Source organism: Xanthomonas melonis, assembly GCF_020783655.1.
Taxonomy (GTDB): Bacteria; Pseudomonadota; Gammaproteobacteria; order Xanthomonadales; family Xanthomonadaceae; genus Xanthomonas; species Xanthomonas melonis.
In genome coordinates this window covers 1-21,704 of sequence record NZ_JAJGQH010000006.1, presented here as the reverse complement: position 1 = coordinate 21,704, position 21,704 = coordinate 1, and the positions used below count along the sequence as shown (strand labels likewise).

The 21,704-nt window shown below is 63.6% G+C and carries 20 protein-coding genes and 1 tRNA gene; 13 read left to right on the top strand and 8 right to left on the bottom strand.

Annotation, left to right across the window (positions count from 1 at the left end; all coding sequences use genetic code 11):
* Window positions 1-142 precede the first annotated feature (142 nt).
* The gene (locus LL964_RS07330) at window positions 143-484 is read left to right on the top strand and encodes a Rieske (2Fe-2S) protein (protein WP_104586673.1); all 342 of its coding nucleotides are present in this window, start codon (window positions 143-145) and stop codon (window positions 482-484) included.
* Window positions 485-689: 205 nt separating this feature from the next.
* Here the strand turns inward: LL964_RS07330 and LL964_RS07325 are convergent, their stop codons facing one another.
* From LL964_RS07325 to thiS, 4 genes are all read right to left on the bottom strand, one after another.
* Complete coding sequence (locus LL964_RS07325; protein WP_104586672.1) at window positions 690-2,552, bottom strand: SLC13 family permease; 1,863 nt, start codon at window positions 2,550-2,552, stop codon at window positions 690-692.
* Window positions 2,553-2,627: 75 nt separating this feature from the next.
* Window positions 2,628-3,386, bottom strand: a complete 759-nt coding sequence (trmB, locus tag LL964_RS07320; RefSeq protein WP_104586671.1) for a tRNA (guanosine(46)-N7)-methyltransferase TrmB — start codon at window positions 3,384-3,386, stop codon at window positions 2,628-2,630.
* Window positions 3,387-3,636: 250 nt separating this feature from the next.
* Complete coding sequence (locus LL964_RS07315) at window positions 3,637-4,431, bottom strand: thiazole synthase (protein ID WP_104586669.1); 795 nt, start codon at window positions 4,429-4,431, stop codon at window positions 3,637-3,639.
* A 49-nt stretch (window positions 4,432-4,480) separates the two neighbouring features.
* Window positions 4,481-4,681 carry a sulfur carrier protein ThiS gene (thiS, locus tag LL964_RS07310; RefSeq protein ID WP_104586668.1) on the bottom strand — a complete coding sequence of 67 codons (201 nt, stop codon included), beginning with the start codon at window positions 4,679-4,681 and terminating at the stop codon, window positions 4,481-4,483.
* 189 nt (window positions 4,682-4,870) lie between these two features.
* Between thiS and LL964_RS07305 the strand changes: the two genes are divergently transcribed.
* The 5 genes from LL964_RS07305 to LL964_RS07285 all read left to right on the top strand — a co-directional run bounded on the left by LL964_RS07305 (window position 4,871) and on the right by LL964_RS07285 (window position 9,039).
* Window positions 4,871-6,655: an autotransporter outer membrane beta-barrel domain-containing protein gene (locus LL964_RS07305; protein WP_104586667.1), complete on the top strand. Its 1,785-nt coding sequence runs from the start codon at window positions 4,871-4,873 to the stop codon at window positions 6,653-6,655.
* A gap of 273 nt (window positions 6,656-6,928) precedes the next feature.
* Window positions 6,929-7,002: transfer RNA gene (locus LL964_RS07300), tRNA-Gly, on the top strand.
* Between the two features lie 244 nt (window positions 7,003-7,246).
* Entirely contained in the window at window positions 7,247-7,792 is a 546-nt protein-coding gene (locus LL964_RS07295) for an STN domain-containing protein (RefSeq protein ID WP_146092343.1), read from the top strand.
* 376 nt (window positions 7,793-8,168) lie between these two features.
* The gene (locus LL964_RS07290; protein ID WP_167395269.1) at window positions 8,169-8,558 is read left to right on the top strand and encodes a hypothetical protein; all 390 of its coding nucleotides are present in this window, start codon (window positions 8,169-8,171) and stop codon (window positions 8,556-8,558) included.
* 88 nt (window positions 8,559-8,646) lie between these two features.
* Complete coding sequence (locus tag LL964_RS07285) at window positions 8,647-9,039, top strand: H-NS histone family protein (protein ID WP_104586664.1); 393 nt, start codon at window positions 8,647-8,649, stop codon at window positions 9,037-9,039.
* Between the two features lie 494 nt (window positions 9,040-9,533).
* Here the strand turns inward: LL964_RS07285 and glgX are convergent, their stop codons facing one another.
* The gene (gene glgX / locus LL964_RS07280) at window positions 9,534-11,666 is read right to left on the bottom strand and encodes a glycogen debranching protein GlgX (protein ID WP_104586663.1); all 2,133 of its coding nucleotides are present in this window, start codon (window positions 11,664-11,666) and stop codon (window positions 9,534-9,536) included.
* Window positions 11,667-12,147: 481 nt separating this feature from the next.
* Between glgX and rimK the strand changes: the two genes are divergently transcribed.
* The 4 genes from rimK (at window position 12,148) to LL964_RS07260 (ending at window position 15,731) form a co-directional block, all read left to right on the top strand.
* A complete protein-coding gene (rimK, locus tag LL964_RS07275; protein WP_104586662.1) occupies window positions 12,148-13,023 on the top strand; it encodes a 30S ribosomal protein S6--L-glutamate ligase in 876 nt (291 codons plus the stop codon).
* 220 nt (window positions 13,024-13,243) lie between these two features.
* The gene (locus tag LL964_RS07270; RefSeq protein ID WP_208621403.1) at window positions 13,244-13,708 is read left to right on the top strand and encodes a hypothetical protein; all 465 of its coding nucleotides are present in this window, start codon (window positions 13,244-13,246) and stop codon (window positions 13,706-13,708) included.
* Between the two features lie 18 nt (window positions 13,709-13,726).
* Entirely contained in the window at window positions 13,727-14,404 is a 678-nt protein-coding gene (locus tag LL964_RS07265; protein WP_003490678.1) for a response regulator transcription factor, read from the top strand.
* On the top strand, window positions 14,397-15,731 hold the full coding sequence (locus tag LL964_RS07260; protein ID WP_167395256.1) for a sensor histidine kinase: 1,335 nt from the start codon (window positions 14,397-14,399) through the stop codon (window positions 15,729-15,731). The genes LL964_RS07265 and LL964_RS07260 overlap by 8 nt, the downstream gene beginning before the upstream one ends.
* 69 nt (window positions 15,732-15,800) lie before the next feature.
* On the opposite strand, the gene coaE is transcribed toward LL964_RS07260, so the two are convergent.
* Genes coaE through LL964_RS07245 form a run of 3 tightly spaced genes read right to left on the bottom strand, consistent with a single transcriptional unit; the run spans window position 15,801 to window position 18,540 of the window.
* Window positions 15,801-16,406 (bottom strand): dephospho-CoA kinase, encoded by a 606-nt coding sequence (coaE, locus tag LL964_RS07255; RefSeq protein ID WP_104586661.1) that lies wholly within the window; start codon window positions 16,404-16,406, stop codon window positions 15,801-15,803.
* A gap of 13 nt (window positions 16,407-16,419) precedes the next feature.
* The gene (locus LL964_RS07250) at window positions 16,420-17,283 is read right to left on the bottom strand and encodes a prepilin peptidase (protein WP_104586660.1); all 864 of its coding nucleotides are present in this window, start codon (window positions 17,281-17,283) and stop codon (window positions 16,420-16,422) included.
* Window positions 17,284-17,289: 6 nt separating this feature from the next.
* Entirely contained in the window at window positions 17,290-18,540 is a 1,251-nt protein-coding gene (locus LL964_RS07245; RefSeq protein ID WP_228329403.1) for a type II secretion system F family protein, read from the bottom strand.
* A gap of 320 nt (window positions 18,541-18,860) precedes the next feature.
* Here LL964_RS07245 and LL964_RS07240 point away from each other — a divergent pair, with 320 nt between their 5' ends.
* From LL964_RS07240 to pilB, 3 genes are all read left to right on the top strand, one after another.
* Entirely contained in the window at window positions 18,861-19,310 is a 450-nt protein-coding gene (locus LL964_RS07240; RefSeq protein ID WP_104586659.1) for a pilin, read from the top strand.
* A 101-nt stretch (window positions 19,311-19,411) separates the two neighbouring features.
* Complete coding sequence (locus LL964_RS20100) at window positions 19,412-19,864, top strand: pilin (RefSeq protein ID WP_167395255.1); 453 nt, start codon at window positions 19,412-19,414, stop codon at window positions 19,862-19,864.
* A gap of 78 nt (window positions 19,865-19,942) precedes the next feature.
* A complete protein-coding gene (pilB, locus tag LL964_RS07230; RefSeq protein ID WP_104586658.1) occupies window positions 19,943-21,673 on the top strand; it encodes a type IV-A pilus assembly ATPase PilB in 1,731 nt (576 codons plus the stop codon).
* Window positions 21,674-21,704 lie beyond the last annotated feature (31 nt).

The following is a 21,704-nucleotide window of genomic DNA, read 5'->3' as shown; positions in this document are numbered from 1 at the left end:
TGTTTTGTTAAGGGCATCACATCACGGGCAAGCGCATGCCCATGACGGTCGTCAGGTTCGCCTGCCAGCACCACAGGCCGCCGGCAGCGACCGTAGCCAGGCGCATGCCACAATCGCCGCCCACCGCCAGCAGCCAGTGCCAATGTCCGCGCCATCGCCCGTCCCGCTTGTTGCCGTCGCACAGATTCCCGATGCCGGAGTGCTGGAAGTGGAGGCGGTGTGGGGCGGCAGTGCCGAGTCGCTGGTGCTGTACCGCGACGGCGAGCAGGTGCGTGCCTGGTTGAATGTCTGTCCGCATGCCGGCCGACGGCTGGACTGGGCGCCGGGTCAGTTTCTCAAGACCGCAGACGGCCATCTGGTCTGCGCCGCGCACGGCGCTGCATTCGAGCTGGGGGCAGGCGAATGCATCAGCGGGCCGTGTCGCGGCCAATCGCTGGTCGCGGTGCCGGTGCGCATCGAGGCAGGGCAGGTGCTGCTCGCCTAGGGCAGCGCCCGCAGCGCGGCCCGCGAGCCCTGCGCAAGACAGAACGTCACCGCAAGAACGGGAGCGCTGCGCGCGTCGAAGATGGCCCGCGCGCGCGACGACCGGGCCGCGACCTGCGCGCAGAGTGCAGCAGCCCGCCGGTGTCTGGCGTGGTCGCTGCATGTCGCGTGCAATGAGTGCGGCATCCGCCGGCGTATCGCCGCCCTCAGCGCGCCGCCCACCAGAACATCAGGTTGATCGTCGCCACCATCACCACGATGTAGATCAGCGACAGCGGTGCGCCCACGCGCCACAGTTCGCGCGGCTGATAGTTGGCCGGGCCGGCGACCATCGAGATCACCGGGTTGGAGGCGGTCATCAGATTGTTGGATGCCGATAGCGCCACGATCAGTGCGAAGGCGGTGGGGTTGCCGTTGGCCGCCAACGCCAGGTTGACCGCGATGGGCACCATCACGATGGTCGCACCCACATGGCTGATCACCAGCGAGAACGCGGTGGTCAGCAGTGCCAGGCTGATTTCCAGCGCCCACACCGGGATGCCTTCGGGCAGGCGGTCGATGGTGTGGCCGGCGACCCAGGCAGCGGTGCCGCTGCTGTCCATCGCCCAACCCAGGGGAATCAGCCCGGCCATCATGAAGATGGTCTTCCAGTTGATCGAGGCGTAGGCCTCGTCCATGCGCAGCACGCCGGCCACCAGCATGCAGGCCACGCCGGTCATCAGCGTCAGTGCCACCGGCAGCTTGGAGGTCAGTGCGATCAAGATGGTGAAGGCGAAGATCGCCATGGCGATCTTGAATTTGTGCGGGCGTTGTTCGCCCTTCGGGAAATCGGTGACCGGCACGAAGTCGCGGCTTTCCGCTGCCTGCGCCAGATCCTGCCAGATGCTGTGGAACACCAACATGTCGCCGGCGCGCAGCGGCACGTTGCGCACGTCCTCGCGGATGACCTGTTTGTCGCGGTTGATCGCCAGCAGGCTGATGCCGGCCTGCTTGCGCAGCCGCAGTTCGCCGGCGCTCTTGCCGATCAACCGCGAATTGGGCGGGATGACCGCTTCGGAAATGCCCGCCAGGCTCGGGTTGAACAGATCGCCCAGGTTGCGCAGCCGCGAGGACATGCGCAGGAAATGGTTCTGCGCGAAGTCGGCCACCTCCTGGCGCCGGCCCATCGCGCCCAGCACGCTGCCGACCCAGATGCGCATGTCCGCCGGCGGCGCCAGACGGGTGTCGTTGCCGGTCTTCAGCGCCAGCAGCAGCGGCGCATCGTGCAGGGCCTCGGCTTCACCCAGGGTCATGCCGACCAGCGGGCTTTCGGCGGTGACGATGAGCTCGAACACATCGCCATCGATGCCGTAGGTCTTGGCGAAATAGCTTTCGGTGCGCGACGGCGTCACGCCTTCGTTGATCAGGCGCTCTTCCTCGATCAGCTTGCGGTCGCCATAGAAGCGGAAGTACAGCAGCGCCGCGATCAGCAAGGCCACGCCGATCGGCAGCGGCGCGAACATCGTCAGCGGCTCGATGCTGGCCATGCCCGAGGGCAGGTTGTTGTTGGCCGACACCAGCAGGTCGTTGAGCAGGATCAACGGCGAGTTGCCCACCATGGTGAGTGCACCGCCCATCACGATGGCCGAAGCGATCGGCAGCAGCATGCGCTGCAGGGTGAGCCCGGTGCGTGCGGCAAGGCGCGAGGCCACCGGCAGATACAACGCCATCACCGACGGGTTCTGCATGAACGACGAGTTCAAACCGGAGATGCCCAGCGTCATCATCATCAGCCGCTGCTCGCTGCCGTGCGATCGCCGCAGCAACCAGCTGGCCAGCCGGTTCAACGCGCCGGTGCGTTCCAGGCCTGCGCCGAGGATGGTGGTGGCGATGATGCTCATCACCGCGTTACCGGAAAAACCGCCGAACAGTTCTTCCGGCGCCACCAGCCCGGTGACGCCCAGCACCACCAGCACGATCAACGCCACCACGTCGGCGCGGATGCGCTCGAACAGGAACATCGCCATCGTGAAGCCGACCAGCCCGAGGACGAGCTTCATATCGTTGGTCAGCGTCAGCGCGGTGTCCATTAGTGGCCGGGATTCGTGATTCGGGAGTGGGGATTCGTTGAGCTGCTGCGGCGTCGATTGTGCGGGAAGGCGCTGTTACGAATCCCCAATCCCCACTCCCGAATCCCGGTCGTACAACAGATCCCACACGCCATGGCCAAGCTTCTGGCCGCGGGTTTCGAAGTGGGTCTGCGGTCGCCAGGCCGGGCGTTCGACGTGGCCGCGCGGGCCGGCGCGGTTGACCAGTCCGTCGGTGGCATCGAGCACGTCCCACATCTGTTCGGCGTAATCGGCCCAGTCGGTGGCGGCATGCAGGCGGCCGCCCTGGCGCAGCTTGCGCACCAGCAACTGCGCAAAGGCCGGCTGGATGAGGCGGCGCTTGTTGTGCCGCTTCTTGTGCCAGGGGTCCGGGAAGTAGATGCGCACCTCGTCCAGCGCGCCATCGGCGATTTCGCGTTCCAGCACTTCCACCGCGTCGTGGTGGTAGAGGCGCACATGCGCGCTGCCGTCTTCGTCCAGCGCATTGAGCAGGCGGCCTACACCGGGTGCATGTACCTCGATGCCGATGTAGTCGCGGCTGGGGTCATGCTGGGCGGCGAAGCGCAGCGCGGCGCCGTTGCCGAAACCGATCTCCAGTACCTTGGGGGCGCTGCGGCCGAAGGTGGCATCCAGATCGCGCGGTGCACCGGTGTAGTCCAATCCGAACCGTGGCCACAGCGCGTCGAAGGCGCGCTGCTGCGCAGGCGTGAAGCGCCCCTGGCGCAACACGAAGCTGCGCACCTGGCGGCGGCCCTCTTCGATGGTGAAGGGTTTGGGCGGCATCTTGGCGCCGTTGCTGGTGAAAGGGTCGGTCATGAATTAAGTCATCGACGAAACGAACGCCCCTCTCCCACCGGGGCGAGGAGGCACAGCTTGCGCGCCGTGGGCGCGCGTGCCGAGGAGCGCCCGCGACGCAGGCGCGGGCCGGGGCGCAGAGCGGGGGTTGGGGTGAGGGTACGGTGTGACGGGGCGCTCGCAGCAACGCGCGATCTGGCAGCGGTCATATCCGGCACGCCGCACTGCCAATCATTGCGCCTCGGCCGCAATGTCAACGCAGACCACCCACTCATCCAATCACGCCATCCACCGGACTCGACGCCGACGCATAGCGCTTGCGCGGGATGCGCCCGGCCAGGAAGGCCTCGCGTCCGGCCTCGACCGCCTTGCGCATGGCGCTGGCCATCAGGATCGGATCGCGTGCGCCGGCAATGGCAGTATTCATCAGCACGCCATCACAGCCCAGCTCCATCGCGATCGCCGCATCCGAGGCGGTGCCCACGCCGGCATCCACGATGATCGGTACCTTGGCGTTCTCGATGATTTCCAGCAGGTTGTATTTGTTCTGGATACCCAGGCCCGAGCCGATCGGCGCGGCCAGCGGCATCACCGCCACGCAGCCGATCTCTTCCAGCCGCTTGGCCAGGATCGGATCGTCGGAGGTATAGACCATGACGTCGAAGCCGTCGGCGACCAGTTGCTCGGCGGCCTTGAGCGTCTGCACCACGTCCGGGTACAGCGTCTTCTCGTCGCCCAGCACCTCCAGCTTGGTGAGGGTGTGGCCGTCCAGCAGTTCGCGCGCCAGCCGACAGGTGCGTACTGCGTCTTCGGCGGTGTAACAGCCGGCGGTGTTGGGCAGCAGGGTATAGCGGTCCGGCGGCAGCACGTCGAGCAGGCTGGGCGCGTTGGGGTCCTGGCCGATGTTCACGCGGCGGATCGCCACGGTCACGATGTCGGCGGCGGCCGCCTCGGTGGCCAGGCGGGTTTGGTCCAGATCCTTGAACTTGCCGGTGCCGGTGAGCAGGCGCGAACGGTAGCGGTTGCCGGCAATGACCAGCGCGTCGGAGGGGGCAGGATTCGTCATGGCGCAATTATCACCCATCGTGCTCAGGTGCGTCGGGCGGCGTGACGCATCAGCCGCCGCCCAGCGCATGTACGATTTCCACCACGTCGCCTGCATGCAGCGCATGCGTGGCGTGTTGCCCACGTGGAACGATCTCGCCGTTGACTTCCACTGCCACGCGCCGCTGGGCCAGGCCCTCCTGCTCCAGCAAGGCGGCCAGGGTCAGTTGGTCGGGAAGTGCGCGCGGGCTGCCGTTGAGTTGAATGTTCATGTCATCATTGTTGCATCGCGCGCCGTCCGGGCGCGCGTTTTTGCGTTATGCGGCGATGCAGCGTGAGCACGGGCGGCCAGGATGAAACCATTGCCATGCGCCGGCGTACGTATGCAGGTCGATCTCCGGTCCCACTCCCATCACACAGGCACTCCCATGGCTTCAACATTTCGCCCGATCCGTTCCCTGATGGCCGTTGCCATCGCCATCGCGGCCACCCCGGCCATGGCCGAGTCGGCCTTCGATCGCACCGTCTTCTTCGGTGACAGCCTGACCGACAGCGGCTACTACAACCCGCTGCTGCCGGCCGCCTCGCGCCCAGTCACCGGCAAGTTCACCACCAACCCGGGCTGGGTATGGGCCGAGTACGTGGCCGACCACTTCGCCACCAATGCCGCGCCCAACGGCAATGGCCAGATCGGCGACAACTACGCTGCCGGCGGCGCGCGTATCCAGGCCAGCTCGGTCAGCGTGCTCGGCGCCGCACCGTCGGTGACCAGCCAGATCAATACCTACCTCACCGCCAACGGCGGCCGCGCCGACCCGAACGCGCTCTACACCGTGTGGGGCGGCGCCAACGACCTGCTCGCCGCGTCCCTCGCTCCGGCGCAGGCGCAGGCCATCATCGGCGGCGCGGTCACCGCACAGGTCGGTGCCGTGGCCACCCTGCAAAATGCCGGCGCGCGCTACGTCATGGTGCCCACCATCCCGGACGTCGGCCTCACCCCGCGCTTCCGCGCTGGCGGCGCTGTGGGAATGGCGCAGGGCACCGCTGCGGCCACCACCTACAACACGGCCTTGTTCAACGGCCTGCAGTCGGCTGGCCTGCGCGTGATCCCGGTCGATACCTTCCACATGCTGCAGGAAATCGTCGCCACGCCGGGCACCTTTGGTTTCAGTAACGTCACCAGCACCGCCTGCAACCCGGCGCTGGCGCTGCCGGCCTGCAACCCGACCAGCCTGGTCGCCGCCAATGCGCAGAACACCTATGTGTTCGCAGACGGCATCCACCCGACCACTGCAGTCCATCAGATCCTGGGCCAGTACGCGATCTCGCTGCTGGAAGCGCCGCGTCTGCAGCAGGTGCTGACCCATTCCGCGCAGGCCGGCGGCCGCGCGCGCGCCGATCAGGTGGCCTGGCATCTGGACGGCAAGCCCGACGCCGACGGCCTGCGCTGGTGGGGAAGCGTGCGTGGCGACATGCAGCGCTACGATCATGCCGACCTGTACGACGGCTTGGCGCCGGCCGGCCTGTTCGGTGTGGATTGGACCGCGGGCGATCTGGTCTTCGGTGGCTTTGCCGGCTTCGGCCGCATGGACGCCGACTTCGGCAACCGCAATGGCAGCTTCAAGCAGGACGACACCACCCTGGGCGGTTTCTTCGGCTGGTACACCGGCCCGGTGTGGGTCAATGCCCAGGTCAGCTACAGCTGGCTGAGCTACGACGTGGACCGCGAAGTGCAGCTCGGGCCGGCCACCCGCGTGCACAGCGGTTCGCCGGACGGCAGCAACCTCACCGCCGCGCTCAACGCCGGCTATTCGCTGGGCGAAGGCAACGTCAAGTACGGCCCGGTGGCCGGCCTGACCTGGCAGAAGATCAAGCTCGACGGCTACACCGAAAGCAACGCAGGCGCGACCGCGCTGGGCTATGCCGATCAGGACATCGATTCGCTGGTGGGCCGGGTCGGCTTCCAGGTGCGTCTGGATGGCGCCATGGTCAAGCCCTACCTGCAGGCCACCTACGACCACGAGTTCAAGGATGGCGGCGAAGCCAGCGCCTGGCTGCAGTCGATGCCGCAGGTAGGCATGTACACCGTCCCGGGTCAGAACTTCGATCGCAATTACGCCACCGTGGTACTGGGTGCGCGCACCGGCCTGTGGGGCCTGCAGAGCAACATCGGCCTGAGCACCACCACTGCCCAGCGCAGCGCACGCGATGCCACCCTGTTCGTGAATTTCAGCGGCGCATTCTGATCCACGCGTCGTAGAGCGTGCAGCACCAGCAAGACACGAGGGCCGGGCAACCGGCCCTCGTTGCGTGTGGAATCCTCGCAAGGCCTGGGCGGGATCCACGCGCAGCGTGTCTGGCCGCTCGCTTGCCGGTCACCACCGGTTCGACCCAGATCGGCCGCGTGGTGGCGGAGAAAGTGGCCTAGTTGCGGCGAGTCGGCCATGTCATGGTGCTGCTGCATGTCACGCGCACATTGCGCCCGATGCCCGCACCCGCCTACACTCTCACCACGCCAGGCGGGCGTAGCTCAATGGTAGAGCTGTAGCTTCCCAAGCTACTGACGTGGGTTCGATTCCCATCGCCCGCTCCATATGCCGCAAGGGTTTCGGCGTTTCTGCCCGCTCCGCAATTTTCCGGTTCGCTCCGCGATCAGCTGCGCTCCTGCAGCCAGCCCGTTGGAAGAACTCACCTGCTATAGCCGCGCCGACGATGTGATCGGAGCGTGTGCTGCGGAAGTGCGCGGCGAGTGATGTGTCCCGTCGATTTGGTCGCCGTTGGGTCCTGCGGGTCTAGCGTTGGTTTGCACGTATGTCCGTGCGGATCTGGACGCCGCCATGTCTGGTGTTTGCAATCGGTTGCTGCCGATCGTTGTTGCATTCGGGAACGTGTTTCTGTGCGCGGGGCAGGCCGTGGCGGCCTGTCAGCCGGGGCCGTTCCCACTGTCGCTGCCGGCACAGCGGCTGGATGAGCGTTTGCAAGAATTGGCGCATCGGACCGGATGTGCCGTGGACGTGGACCCTGGATTGACGCAGGGCAAGCGTTCCGTGGCGCTGTCGGGCTCCCTGAGCGCCGATCAGGCATTCATCCAATCCGTGCGTGGCAGCGGGCTTGAGGTTCGGCCCGTGCAAGGCCGCTGGCAGGTCGATCGGGCGCAGCAACACTATTTTTTTGGGCGCACCGCGGTGTTGCGGGAGACGATCGCACAGGCGCGCAAGCAAGGCGACGTGACGCAAGGGCAGTCGCGCCGCCTTGTTGCGGAACTGGCCAAGGTGGAGACGGGGGTACGCCGGCATGTGCGTGAGCAGGGATTCTTGAGTGCGGCCGAGCGTGCGTCGTACGAGCGCACGCTGACGGCGGTCGATCAGGCGCTACGGCACTAGGCGCGTGGACCAGGACGGCAAGCCGCGCGCGCGTGGCCATCGCACAGGCCGCGTTGTCGCCCATGTCGGCTCCCACATGGGGCACGCCTTGCTCGGTCGATCCGTTCGGCGCAGGCTTCCGCCCCATGGCGATCCTGCGTCGCCGATGCGTCCGGTGAGTGTGGCGATAAGCTAGGCGGTGGGGACTTCAGCGCATCGCCACGAAGCCGGGGGAGTCCGTTTTTTTCGCAGCGTCCATGACATCGATTGCAGCGAGGCTGCGCCGAAAACCATGACTGGACTGTTGCGAAATTTCCTTCCCCGCGGTCAGGAACCTCCTGATTGAGCGGGTCGTCGCCGGTGCGCATAGTGCATGCACCACCGAGCGAGCACCATGATCACTACCTATTCCCAACTGGTTGGAGCGCTGGTCAAGGGCATGCGTCGCGCCGAGTTTGCGCGGATGGCCTCGATCGCGTATCGAGCCGGGCCGGAACAGCAGCCGGTTCGCTGCGGCACGCCCGACGATGCCGAAAAGGTGCTCGAGATGTTCAAGCTCGATTCCGAGCAGATCCGCGAGATGGGCCTGGTGGGGGTCGAGGAACTGGGCGAGGCGGTCTGCCATGCCTGGTCGATCAACGCAGGTCAGCTGGACCGGGTGGTGCAATGGTTCACCGCGCCGCGCGTGGAATTCGTGGGCAAGCACTGCAGCGAACTGATACGGGCCGGGCGCATCGGGCCGGTGCTGACCATGGCCCGCGAGCAGGCCTTGCTGCGCCATCGCTGAGCGCGAGCAGACCCGCCAGCCGCCAGACGCTTTACGCTGGGCGGCCCAGCGGCAATACTCGTTGACCCACCCAAGCCCCGCTTCGTCAATGCGCCAGGTTCCGCCTGATTCACCCACCGCCGCCGCCAAAGCCCAATTGCTGGAAGAACTGCGCAAGCTCGAGCAGGAGGAGGCGCAGCTCAAGTATTCCCAGACGCTGGAAGCCTTCGACCAGGTCGTGGAAGTGTTGACCCAGTTCGCCAGCCGCTTCAATGCCAAGCAGAAATCCCAGATCGCTTCGCTCGCCATGACCGGCAAGTCCAAGGGGCCGCTGGCGTCCACAGGCGAGGTCCTGGCCAAGTACTGGCTCCCGCATTCGGGCGAAACCTGGTCCGGGCGCGGCCGTACGCCGCGCGCGTTCAAGGCCTGGGAAGGCACCAGTTCGTACAAGGAATGGAAGGCCAAGCACCCGGACAAGCGCTTTCCGCTTTATCCCGGCTAAGCAGTCCGCGAGCAAGGACGGGTCGACGCTCGAGCGGGTCTGAAGGACGCGGCCGTCAGTCGCTGCACACGCGTGACTGGTTGCGCCAGACGCGGCGTCTGGTGGTGCAATGCTTCGCGGTCTACGGCTCGCCGAACGGCGCTGGTTTTGCCTGCCCGGATCGCATCGTACTACCGCTGCTCGGCGTCGATTCGTCGCGACACAGGCCAGGCAGCGTAAGCCCCGGCGACGATGCATGCGCCAACGTTTCTCGCAGCCAACCCTTCCCGCAGCACGGCCACCCGGCCTGCAGCGGGCACCGTGTGGAGTGCGCTCTGTAGATCGAACGTCGCGATGATGCGGAGGCGGCCGGCAACGATGTCGCGTAACGATCGCGCGCCATCGCACCCTTCGACGGCCTGGATCCTTGACCGACACCTCGCCACATCGGTGCCGCGCGTGCAGCGGTCTCGCCGCTCGCCTTGTCGACGAACGGCGAGCCACTCCGTGTCAGGTCATTGGTCGCTCTTGCATTCGAACACCGACACGCTGCGCGGCGGCGCCAGGAACTCGCTCGCGCCGGCCGGCATCATGTCCACTTCCAGTGCTTCGTCGGTGGAGAGCACCAGCTTCCAATGCACCGGCTCGTCGGCCGCGGGCAGGGTGAAGCTCACGCCCTCGTGGTAGGCGTTGATCACGATCAGCAGGGTGGCATCGTTGGCCAGCTCCTTGACGCCGGAAGTCTGCGCCTTGCCCTCCAGCAGCAGACCCACCGAGCGCGCACCGGCGTCGGTCCAATGCGCATCGTCCATCTCGCTGCCGCCCGGGTTGAGCCAGGTGAGGTCGCGCACTCCGGCTTCCTCGTTGTACTGACCGTTGAGGAAGCGTCCACGCGACAGGATCGGGTAGCGCTTGCGCAGGTGCGTCAGCGCCTTGACGAAGTCGGTCAGGCGTCCGTCGGTGGGGTCGTTCTCCCAGTCCAGCCAGGTGATCTCGTTGTCCTGGCAATAGGTGTTGTTGTTGCCTCCCTGCGTCTGCGCGCGCTCGTCGCCGGCCAGTAGCATCGGTGTTCCCTGCGCCAGGAACAGGGTGGCAAGCAGGTTCTTCATCTGCCGCTCGCGGATCTGCAGGATCTGGGCATCGTCGGTCTCGCCTTCGGCGCCGTAATTGCACGATCCGTCATTGGACGAGCCGTCGCGGTTGTCCTCACCATTGTCGATGTTGTGCTTTTCGTTGTAGCTGACCAGATCGCGCAGGGTGAACCCATCGTGCGCGGTAATGAAATTCACCGACGCCCACGGCCTGCGGCCGCGCCGATCGAACAGGTCCGCAGAGCCGGTGAAACGGGTGGCGAATTCGGCGAGCTTGCCGTCCTCCCCCTTCCAGAACTCGCGCGCATTGTCGCGAAACTTGTCGTTCCACTCCGACCAGCCCGGTGGGAAGTGACCCACCTGGTAACCGCCAGGGCCGCAATCCCACGGCTCGGCGATCAGCTTCACTTCCGACAGCAACGGGTCCTGGTTGCAGGCATCCAGGAAGCCGCCGCGTTGATCGAACCCGCTCGGCTCGCGGCCGAGAATCGTCGCCAGATCGAAGCGGAAGCCGTCTACATGCATTTCGCCCGCCCAGTAGCGCAGCGAATCGTTGACGAATTGGATCACCCGCGAGTTGCTCAGGTTGAGCGTATTGCCCGTGCCGGTGTCGTTGATGTAATAGCGCTTGTCCTCGGCCAGACGATAGTAGCTGGCATTGTCGATACCCTTGAACGACAGCGTGGGCCCAAGCTCGCTGCCTTCGGCGGTGTGGTTGTAGACCACGTCCAGGATCACCTCCAGTCCCTGCTTGTGCATGGCCTTGACCATGTCGCGGAACTCATCGCGGTGGCCGCTGGAGAGATAGCGTGACTTCAATGCGAAGAAACCGATGGTGTTGTAGCCCCAATAATTGCGCAGGCCCTTGTCCAGCAGGTGTTGATCGTCCAGGTACGCGTGCACCGGCAGCAACTCCACTGCGGTGACGCCCAGGTCCTTGATGTATTGCAGCACCTGGGGCTGCGCCAGGCCGGCGCAGGTGCCGCGGAGCGCTTCGGGCACCTGCGGGTTGCGCATGGTGTAGCCGCGCACATGGGTTTCATACACCACCGTCTCGTTCCATGGCTTGAGCAGGCGCGCATCGTCCTCCCAGTCGTAGGTGTCTTCGACCACGACGCACTTGGGCATGAAGGGTGCGCTGTCGCGCTCGTCGAAACTCAGATCGCCGTCAGGGTGGCCCACCGTGTAGCCGTAGAGTTCGTCGGCCCAGATCAGGTCGCCTTCGAGCTCGCGTGCATAGGGATCCAGCAGCAGCTTGTTGTGATTGAAGCGGTGCCCCTCGGTCGGTGCGTAAGGACCGTGTACGCGGTAGCCATAACGCTGCCCCGGTTTGACGTCCGGCAGATAGCCATGCCAGATCTCGTTGGTGTATTCGGGCAGGTCGACGCGCGTTTCGTTGCCCTGTTCGTCGAACAGGCACAGCTCCACACGCGTGGCATGCGCGGAAAACAGGGCGAAATTGGTGCCCTTGCCATCGAAAACGGCGCCGCGCGGAAACGGACGCCCCTGACGGATGCGGGAGGGGTTGGCATAGGCCGCGCTTGCTGGACGTCGCATGGATGGGTCTCGGGTGGGCCGGCATGCCGGCATTGAGGGGGCTCAAGCATTGCGGTACCAGGCGTGCAAGACGCGTCACGGCGATCGCGGTGTGGCGTGAGGGCGACGGGGATGTGCAGCTTGCGTCGGCGTCGGTATCGATGCTGCGAGCGGAGGGCCTTGCGCGCGCCACGCGTTGTGGACCGTGCATGCCGGGCAGCGCCAATGGCTGGCATGCGTTAGCGGGCGACCGTCGCCGGCTTGGCGCTTGAGCGCGGCGCGCACGCCCTGCTAGCATCCAGGCGGCCGTGGCTGCGCAGCGTTCGTGGTTGCAACAGGCCCTGGCGCCATCGCTTCCACATTCTCGGGGCCGTCGCACAGCAGTCCGATCGTCGCGCGCAGGGAGCTGGCCTGCATGCGATCTGGACGGCACACGTACGGGCTTGGGTCACTCCGTCACCAGACTCCGACCATGTCCAGGCCGCGCCGTACTCCCACTGCGATGAAGATCGCCATTCTTTCCCGCAACAGCAAACTGTATTCGACCCGCCGGCTGATCGAAGCCGGGCGCAAGCGTGGGCATACGGTGCGCATCCTGGATCCGCTGCGCTGCTATATGCGGATTGCCGCCGACGGTTTCAGCCTGCACTACAAGGGCAAGCCGATCACCGGCTTCGACGCGGTGATCCCGCGCATCGGTGCCTCGGTCACCCGCTATGGCACGGCAGTGTTGCGCCAGCTCGAGTTCATGGGCACCTATACGCCGAACCCTTCCGACGCCATCCTGCGTTCGCGCGACAAGTTGCGTGCACACCAGCTGCTGGCCGCGCAGGGCATCGACATGCCCGTCACCGTGTTCGGCGACAACCCCGACGACACCCAGGATCTGCTCTCCATGCTCGGCCCGCCGCCGCATGTGGTGAAGTTGAACGAGGGCGCGCAGGGGGCCGGCGTGATCCTGACCGAAAAAGCCAGCGCCTCGCGCGGGGTGGTCGAGGCGCTGCGCGGGCTGTACGCCAACTTCATCGTGCAGGAATTCATCGGCGAGGCAGAGGGGGCGGACCTGCGCTGTTTCGTGGTCGGCGACCGCGTTGTCGCCGCCATGCGCCGCCAGGCCGCCGAAGGCGACTTTCGTTCCAACCTGCATCTGGGCGGCAGCGCCGCCATGGCCGAGGCCAGCGCGCAGGAACAGGAAGTGGCGGTCCGTTCGGCGCGCGCGCTCGGCCTGGCGGTGGCCGGCGTGGACCTGATCCGCTCCAGCCGTGGACCACTGGTCCTGGAAGTCAACTCGACTCCGGGGCTGGAAGGGGTCGAGGGCGTCTGTGGCGTGGATGTCGCCACCCATATCGTGGAACATCTGGAGCAGGCCACCCGCTGATCGGCCGACTGCATGCCTTACCGAAAAATTAACAAAAAAATAATCTCTGGACCGCTAGCCTCTGCCGACCGTAGCTCCGCTCTCGGCAGTGACGGTGATCGGGAAGAACGTTTGGCCCGGGTGTCCCACAGGCGCCCGGGCCTTTTTGTGACGGCTTGTTGGTTGCCGTGTTCAGGTCTACATTTCAGCAATCGTCGGGTATGGAACGCAAAGGAAAATCATGAAGGGACCTCTGCTGCTGCTGTTCCTGGCGTTGCCGGCCTTTGCCGCCACCAAGACCATGGTGGATCTCAAGGCCAAGCGGCCGTTCGCCGAGCAGGCCGAACAGGTGCGCCGCGACCTGAACTCGGGCGACACCTATGCCGAGATCGGGCCCGAGGACCGCGCCAAGGTGCTGGCCGCCCTCGGGCGAATGCAGGCCACGCTGCAGGCCAGTCCCGACCCGGCGCAACTCACGCCCGAGTCAAGCGTCGCAGTGTTCAATGACCAGGAAGTGGTCAATGCGCTGTTGACCAAGGCTGGCGAAGACAGTCGGATGGTCTGTCAACGCGTTCGCGCAGTGGGCTCGCATCTCTCCACCACGCAATGCATGACGGCTGCCGAGCGGCGCCGGCTGCGAGACGGCGACAAAAACGAATTGACGCGGCTGCAACGCCAGAACGTGCGAATGCAGTCGGGTAACTGACTCAACAACGAGGTTCCAGTGCGAATTCTAGTAATCGAAGACAATAGCGACATTGCCGCCAACCTGGGGGATTACCTCGAAGACCGCGGCCATACGGTGGATTTCGCCGCCGATGGCGTCACTGGCCTACACCTGGCGGTGGTGCACGAGTTCGACGCCATCGTGCTCGACCTCAACCTGCCCGGCATGGACGGCATCGAAGTCTGTCGCAAGCTGCGCAACGAAGCGCGCAAGCAAACCCCGGTGCTGATGCTCACCGCGCGCGACTCGCTGGACAACAAGCTGGCCGGCTTCGACTCTGGTGCCGACGACTATCTGATCAAGCCGTTCGCGTTGCAGGAAGTGGAAGTACGCCTCAACGCGCTGTCGCGTCGCGGCAAGGGCGTGCACACCCGCGTGCTCGAAACCGGCGATCTTGAGTACAACCTGGACACACTGGAAGTGCGCCGCCGTGGCAAGCTGCTGCAACTCAATCCCACTGCGTTGAAGATCCTGCAGGCGCTGATGGAAGCCTCGCCCGCCGTGGTGACGCGCCAGGAGCTGGAAACCCGCGTGTGGGGCGAAGAGCTCCCCGATTCGGACTCGCTGCGCGTGCATATTCACGGCCTGCGCGCGGTGGTGGACAAGCCGTTCGATGTACCGATGATCCAGACCCGCCATGGCATCGGCTACCGCATCGCTTCGCCCGATGCCTGAGAGTGCCAGCGGACCGCGGCCCGCCCGCCGGCGTGGCCGCTACCGGCGGCGACTGCGCAGCCGCATCATCCTGTCGTTCGTGTTGCTGGGCTTCTGCCTGACGACCCTGTTCGCCTTTGCCACCAACTGGGCGCGCTCGCGCGTGGAAAACCAGTTGGTCGAAGACGTGATGAACCGCAACATCGACGCGTTCGCGCAGCGGTTCTATTCCGATCCGATGCGCAACCCCGACCTGCCCGTGCAACAGATGCGCGGGCGCGTGGTCAAGAGCGACAAGTTCGAAGCGCTGCGCCTGGAGCAGCCGGAGTGGTACCAGTTCCCCGATGGCATCCACACCATTTCCGGCGTGGACGAAAACGGCAATGCGTACTCGTACAAACTGGCGGTGCGCAAGACGCCCAGCGAGTGGTTCTTCCTCGCCTACGACATGACCCAGACGCTCAAGGGCGAGATCCAGCTCAAGCGCACCTTGATGCTGTCGGTACTGGTGTTCAGCGGGTTTTCACTGTTGATCGGCTGGTGGTCCGCCTCCAAGGTGATGCGCCCGGTGTCGGACCTGGCTGCGCGCCTGCGTGCCTACCGCGGCGGTACCAGCGAGCCCAAGCCGCTGGCCGCGCACTTCCCGGACGACGAGGTGGGCCAGCTCGCCGAAGCGCTGGACGACTATTCCGCACGCCTGACCGAAGTGGTGCAGCGCGACCGCGAATTCAACGCCGACGTCAGCCACGAACTGCGCACGCCACTGGCGGTGATTCGCGGTGCCACCGAGTTGCTGCTGACCAAGCCCAATCTGGATGAGAAGGTGCTGCAACGGCTGCAGCGCATCCAGCGCGCCGAACAGCAATGCAGCGACCTGATCGGCTCGCTGCTGCTGCTCTCGCGCAACGAACGCGGGCAGGGCAGCAGCAATGTGGCCAAGGTGGCCGAACAACTGATCGACTCGCACCGCGCCCAACTCGGCGGAAAACCGCTGGAGCTGCTGCTGGAGGGCGGCCGCGACCTGGTGATCGACGCGCCCGAATCCGCCTTGTCGGTCGCGCTCGGCAACCTGATCGGCAACGCCGTCAAATACACCCAGGACGGCCAGGTGCGCGTGCGCGTGCTCGGCGATGCGGTGGAAGTCATCGACTCCGGCCCCGGCCTGAGCGAAGAAGACGCCGCCAAACTGTTCCAGCGCGGCTACCGCGGCACCCACGCCGGCCACTCGCAAGGCGGCGGCATCGGCCTGTCCATCGTCAGCCGGCTGTGCGACCTGTATGGCTGGCGCGTGAGCGTGCGGCCAGGCCAGGAGCGCGGCGTCATCGCGACACTGGCCTTTCATCGCTAGGTCGTCTTTGCGACCTGTCATGTTTTCCGCTCCCGTCGGTAGGGTGTGCGGAATTGCAGGAATGACGCGCTAATTCGTGCGCTGGCGATAACGCGCGTCGAGCTCGTGCGCCGCTCGAATTAGATGTGCCGGCTGGCCATCGTTGACCACGACGTCGTCCGCCAGCGCAAGACGCTGCTCGCGGGACGCCTGCGCAGCGATCATCTGATCCGCCAATTCCGGCGTGCTGCCATCGCGGCGCATTAGTCGTGCATGTTGCAGTTCGACTGGTGCATCGATCACCAGAACGCGATCCAACCAGGGATAGGCTGCGCGGCCACCCGCCTCGGTGAGCAAAGGGATCGCAACGATGGCATAAGGACCTTCAGCCGCCTGTGCCGCGCGCTGCAACTCTGCACGGATAGCCGGATGCGTAATTGCTTCGAGCGCTTTGCGTTGCGTCAGATCTGCGAAAACAATGTTGCGCAGGGCGGAGCGGTCCAGCGTGCCATCCGGCAGCAAGATGCCTGGTCCAAAGTAGTCGATGATGCAATCGAGAACAGGACCCGGCATGACGACGTGCCGCGCAACCGCATCGGCATCGATGACCGGTACACCCAGCTTCTCGAACTCGGCGGCAAGGGCGCTCTTGCCGGAGGCGATGCCACCAGTGAGGCCGACGATGAAGTCGCTCATCGCCGTGCCCCGGTCAGCGCAGGCCTGCGAACTGCAGGTAGCCGTTCACCAGATCGTTGCCCCAGAAGAACACCACCCAGCCGGCGATGGCCAGGTAGGGGCCGAATGGGATCGGGGTGGCGCGGTCGCGGCCCTTGGCCACCAGCCAGATCGAGCCCAGGATGGCGCCGACCAGTGAAGAGATCAGGATGATCGGCAGGATGCCTTTCAAGCCGCACCAGGCCCCGAGCGCGGCCAGCAGCTTGAAGTCGCCGTGGCCCATGCCTTCCTTGCCGGTGAGCTGCTTAAACAGCCACCACACCGTCCACAGCGAGACATAGCCGACCGCCGCGCCCAGTAAGGCGGGCTTGGCAGGCATGTAGAGGTTGTCCATCGAGCCGACCAGGCCCAGCCACATCAGCGGCAAGGTCAACTGGTCCGGCAACAGCTTGTGGCGCAGGTCGATGCCCGACATCGCTACCAGGAAACAGCTCAGCACGATCGCGCCAAAGCCCTGCCAGCCGAAGCCGAAACGCCAGACGCTGGCCACGCACAGGAAGGCCGTGAGTAGCTCAACCAGCGGATACTGGATGGAGATCGGCTGGCCGCTGTAGCGCGACTTGCCGCGCAGCATCACCCAGCTCAGGACCGGAATGTTCTCCCACCACTTGAGCTTGTCGCCTGTCACCGGGTCGTGCGAGGGCTCCACCACGATCCCCGGCGGCGGCGGCTCATAGATGTCCGGCAGCTCCAGGATCTCGCGCGCATCGCGCCGCCACTGCCACTCCATGCGCTTGGGCAAGCGCAGGATCACCACGTTCAGGAAGCTGCCAATCAGCAGTCCCAGTCCGGCCGCGGCAGGAAAGCCGAGACCGGGATGCTGGTCGAGAAATGCCATTACGTCTTATCCAACCACCGAAGCGAGTTTGAAAATGGGTAGGTACATGCCAATAACCATGCCGCCGACAACCGTGCCAATAAAAACCATGATCATCGGTTCCAATAGGCTGCTAAGAGCATCTACGGCGTTGTTCACTTCTTGTTCGAAATACTCTGCAACCTTGAAGAGCATGGAATCCAGGGCGCCTGCTTCCTCGCCAATTGCGGTCATCTGTATCACCATCTGCGGGAAGATATTTACTTGTTTCATTGCGGTATTGACAGGATACCCTACTGCCACATCATCACGCATTCTAAGGACTGCTTCTTCATAAACCTTGTTGCCCGTTGCGCCTGCCACTATCCCAAGTGCTTCTACTAGCGGCACGCCTGCCCTAAAGGTTACAGCTGTCGTACGAGAAAAACGGGCAATGGAACTATTGTGCATGATCTGGCCAATCACTGGTATGCGCAATACCAGTCGGTCCATTCCATGCTGCATTCGCGGTGATCGTTTATAGGCAAAAATGAAGCCGCCTATCGAGCCAATCGTCAAGAAGAGCATTGGCAACCAATAGCTCACCATGAAACGAGATGCTGACACAATCAACTGGGTAAAGGCAGGCAGTTCCGCTCCAAAGCCCTTGAATACTTCTTCAAACTGTGGGACAACGAAAATCAAAAGGATTGCACTAACGATCAACGCAACCGCGATAACCATCGCTGGGTAAAAGAGTGCTTTCTTGATCTTTCCTTTCAGTGCTTCGATATTTTCCTTGTACGTTGCAACAGTATCGAGCACGGTCTCAAGAACGCCTGCACCTTCACCCGCGCGAACGAGATTTCTATAGAGCTCATCGAACTGCACTGGGTGCTTGCTAATGGCTTCGTAAAGTGATGACCCTCCTTCAATATCGCCTCTAACTTGGCCGATCATCTGCTTCATTCGAGGATTTTTGTGGCCCTCCCCTATTATCTCCAGCGCGCTTACGATGGGCACACCAGACTTCATCATGGTGGCCATCTGTCGACTGAAGAATGCAATATCCTTAGGGGTGACCTTCTTGCCTGCAGCTCCAAACAGGGGCTTGGGCTTGGGCTTCACGACTATTGGCGTAATGCCTTGCCGTCGAAGCTCAGCTCGAAGCAAGTTCACGTTCCTTGCGGTCTGTTCCCCTTTCATCTTCACGCCGCGTTTGTCTGTCCCTTCCCAAACAAACGTTTGTAGCAGGACGCTGCGTTGTCCAGGCTGTGTCTTCTTGGCGACTGACTGCATTGCCGACATGTATTTCCCCTTAGCCATCCCCAGGCCAGAATGCTGTCTATGGTAGCGTTTTTGGAGGCAGCTGGCGCGTCCGGTTGCAGAAGAAGGTTTGTGACTTCGTTTGGTACAAAGTGACCTAGTGCGTCAGGGCGATGACGGCGTCTCAATTGGCAACACGGCTTCTTCCTTCGGTCTCACGGTTGGTTCATCATTGCCCCGCGGCATGCAAAGAGCTGGTTCTATTCTTGGCACGAAATCTGCTTAAGCCTATTTGCAGCACGCCCGTCTAGCTTATCTGGCTGCTCGGTCTAACTCACTCTGGGGATCTTGAAATGAAGAAGCAACAAGGCTTTACGCTGATCGAATTGATGATCGTGGTGGCAATCATCGCTATTCTCGCTGCAATCGCGATTCCGCAATATCAGGACTATGTCTCGCGCACGCGTGCATCCGGCGCCGCTGCTGAACTCGCTGGCTACAAGACCGCGATTTCGTCCTGCATTGCCGAAACGCAGACTGCGACCGGTTGCAATGCCGGTACCAATGGTATTCCAGCCATTACTGCTGCCGCATTTCCCCGTACCAAGAACGTTACCAACATCACCAGCATTGCCGATGGTGTGGTCACTGCGACGACTGGGGCCACTGCATCGAGCGGTGGAGCAAACCTGACGTATGTTCTGACCCCGACCGCGAATGCCGGCGTCATCACCTGGGAAAATTCGGGTACTTCTTGCAATGCTACTCGCGGCTTCAAGCCAGGTCAGGGCGGCTGCCCGTAATTGTGTAATTGGATAGAAAAAAGAGCCCTGCCAAGTGGCAGGGCTCTTTTAGTTTTGCAAGTCGGAGGCTTTGCGCTGAAGTCTAGTAGGGGAGGCGCGAGATGAGGCTGAAAAAAAATTTTGCAGGCTTCACGCTTGTGGAGCTAATGATTGTCGTCGCAATTGTAGCGATTTTAGCCTCGGTGGCTTCTCCTATCTATAGCGACTACGTGTCTCGCGCGAGAGCTGCTGCTGCAATGGCGGAGCTGGGGGCTTATCGCACTGCGATAGGCCTATGTGCGACGGAACAGCAATCGTTGACTGGATGCAGTTCGGGGCAAAATGGCGTACCGATGCCTCCAGCTGGGGGAACTCGAAATATTCCTACGCCATTTTCGATACAAGATGGCGTGATTCGCGCGACAACTGCTGCGACCTCCGTCGATGGCGCGACCCGGCTTACCATCGTTGATACGCCATCGTTATCGATAGGTGTTCAACTGGATTGGACCAATACAGGGACGATATGTGACCCGCGCCGCGGTTTTCGGAATGGTCAAGGCCACTGTAAATGAGTGAAGTTTACTTGCCCCTCTAAGCGCGTCGTCTAGGTTCGTCGAATAGACGCCATCACCTTCGGAGCATTTAACGCGATGAACGTAGCCGTTAATCTTGTTGGCATTACTGGTATAGCGCGGCGTCTTGTTCAGGATGGAGCTATAGACGAAGGTGTGGCTAGGATGGCAATGGATCAGGCATCAGCTGCCAAAGTTCCTTTGCCGCAGTGGTTCGCCGAGAAGAAGCTGGTATCTGCCTCGCAACTTGCAGCGGCCAACGCAGTCGAGTTCGGCATGCCGTTGATGGACGTTTCGGTGTTCGATGCTAGCCAAAACGCGGTCAAGCTGGTCAGCGAGGAGTTGCTGCAAAAGCATCAGGTGCTGCCGCTGTTCAAGCGCGGCAACCGGTTGTTCGTAGGGGTGAGCAACCCGACGCAGACGCGCGCGCTGGATGACATCAAATTTCATACAAACTTGGTGGTCGAGCCGATCCTGGTTGATGAAGACCAGATCCGTCGTACCCTGGAGCAATGGCAGGCCAGTAATGCCTCGCTAGGCGCTTCTCTCGGGGATGATGATGAGGGCATGGGCGACCTGGACGTGTCGGCCGGGGACGAGGACATGGGCGCCGGCGGGGATTCCGGGGTCGATGCCAAGGGCGACGACACGCCGGTGGTGAAGTTCGTCAACAAGGTGCTGGTGGATGCGATCCGGCGGGGAGCCTCGGACATCCATTTCGAGCCCTATGAAGACGATTACCGGGTGCGGTTGCGGATCGATGGGCTGCTCAAGAATGTGGCCAAGGCGCCGGTGAAGCTGAATCAGCGCATCGCGGCTCGCTTGAAGGTGATGTCGCAGCTGGATATCGCGGAGAAGCGGGTGCCCCAGGACGGGCGCATCAAGCTCAACCTGTCCAAGACCAAGCAGATCGACTTCCGCGTCAGCACCTTGCCGACGCTGTTCGGCGAGAAGGTGGTGCTGCGTATCCTGGACGGCAGCGCGGCCAAGCTGGGCATCGACAAGCTGGGCTACGAGCCGGACCAGCAGAAGTTGTTCCTGGAGGCGATCCACAAGCCGTACGGGATGGTGCTGGTGACCGGGCCGACTGGTTCGGGCAAGACGGTGTCGTTGTATACGGCGCTGGGCATCCTCAACGACGAGACGCGCAACATCTCCACCGCCGAGGATCCGGTCGAAATCCGCTTGCCAGGCGTCAACCAGGTGCAGCAGAACAACAAGCGCGGCATGACCTTCGCCGCGGCCTTGCGCTCGTTCCTGCGCCAGGATCCGGACATCATCATGGTCGGCGAAATCCGCGACCTGGAGACGGCCGAGATCGCGATCAAGGCGGCGCAGACCGGCCACATGGTGCTGTCGACGCTGCATACCAACGATGCGCCGCAGACCATCGCGCGTCTGATGAACATGGGCATTGCGCCCTACAACATCACTTCCTCGGTGACGCTGGTGATCGCGCAGCGTCTGGCGCGGCGGTTGTGCAACCACTGCAAGCGCAGGTCGTCGCTGCCGGAAAACGCGTTGCTGGCCGAAGGCTTTACGCCCGAGCAGATCGCTGCGGGGATCGAGCTGTACGAGGCGGTGGGCTGCGACGAGTGCACCGAGGGCTACAAGGGCCGTACCGGCATCTACCAGGTGATGCCGATGACCGACGAGATCGGTGCGATCGTGTTGGAAGGCGGTAATGCGATGCAGATCGCCGAGGCGGCGCAGAAGATCGGTATCCGCGATTTGCGCCAGTCGGCGTTGATGAAGGCTGCGCATGGGGTGACCAGCCTGGCGGAAATCAATCGGGTGACGAAGGACTAAGCGCCCTCATCCGCCCTTCGGGCACCTTCTC